1 protein-coding gene is annotated in these 1,377 nt (G+C 51.7%); it reads left to right on the forward strand.

Going from position 1 to position 1,377, the window contains the following annotated elements; genetic code table 11:
* The first annotated feature begins 107 nt into the window (after positions 1-107).
* On the forward strand, positions 108-1,349 hold the full coding sequence (locus tag FS806_RS25200) for an ISL3 family transposase (RefSeq protein WP_015253098.1): 1,242 nt from the start codon (positions 108-110) through the stop codon (positions 1,347-1,349).
* Positions 1,350-1,377: the final 28 nt, after the last annotated feature.

Here is a 1,377-nt window from a genome sequence, read left to right on the forward strand (position 1 = left end):
GGCTCTATACCAAACATAGTGCTTGACAACATGTAGAGCAAAAATTGAAAAACATCTGTACATTCCATAAGATGGTTGTGCGACCAATCCAACTCGAGGAATGACAGATGCACAACCAGTATACTGATCTTTTAGTCAATTTACCAGAGGTAAATGTTCAACAGATTGTGGAAATTGATGAGCAAACGATCCATATTCAGGTTGTTCCAAAGTCACGCAAGCAGGCTTGCGCCATTTGCCGTTCGGATCGTTCGGTCATTCGCAAAGGCAGCAACCAAACCCGGAAAATTCGGCATGCTGACGCTTTCGGCAAAATCGTTTATCTCCTGGCTCCGGCCATTCGTCTGTTCTGCAAGAGTTGTCATGCCGGTTTTGTTTGGCGGTACTCGTTTGTCGGTCCTGGCAAACGCTACAGTACCGCGTCCGAGCAACAGGCCATTCACACCGCGTCGGTCTCCACCGTCAAGCAGAGTGCGGAGATTCATCGCATGCCGGCCAGCACCTTGCAGATCAAACACCAACGATGGTTGTCGGTGGAAAGTGAACGGCTTCGGCAATTGGCGTGGAAAGAGGCCGCCAGCAGCCGCCATCTCGTACTGGGCATCGACGATTTTGCGATTCGAAAAGGTCATACCTACAATACCGGCATCCATAACCTCCGAGGCGAGACGTTGCTGGATATTTTGCCCGGACGCAAACTGGAAGAATTGCGGGATTATGCGCATAAGCATCCGGAGTTTCTGGCGCTTCGTCCCAAGGCGGTGGTGATGGATCTGGCTCCCTATTACCATGCCTGGATTCAGGAATGTTTTCCTGATGCCCTTCGAGTCGCGGACCGGTTTCACGTGACGCGTTACGTGATCGATGCCCTTCAGGCGGTCCGAAAAGACGTACAGGGTTCGCTGTCGGCCAGAGCCCGGGCAAACCTCAAAGCCAAACACCGGCTTCTAAACCCCCAGGCAGCATCGTTGCCCCCTGAAAAGCAGCAGGAGTTACAAGAAATCCTCAGCTATTCGTCGCTTTTACAGCAGGTTCATGCCTGGAAAGAAGCGCTTGGGGAATGGTACGACGGTGCACCGGACGCCAAAGTAGCTGCCATCTGGTTTGACCGCTGGCTGGGACAAGGGGAACATTTTCAGCATCCGGCAGTAGCCACCTGCATCAAAACGATGCGAAACTGGCGAACGGAGATCGTCAATTATCACTCCTGTCGGTGGACCAATGCGGCGGTTGAAGGAAGAAACAACCGAATGAAAGCCTTTCAACGCCGACATTACTTCACCCGGAACCGGGAACGTTACGTACAAGGACTTCTGGTCGAATGTAACCGTGAACGATTTGGTACATAAAGTCAAGCACTAACTTTGATGTTGAGCC

The sequence above is a fragment of the Paenibacillus sp. 32O-W genome, from assembly GCF_007679495.1.
Classification (GTDB): Bacteria; Bacillota; Bacilli; order Paenibacillales; family NBRC-103111; genus Paenibacillus_L; species Paenibacillus_L residui.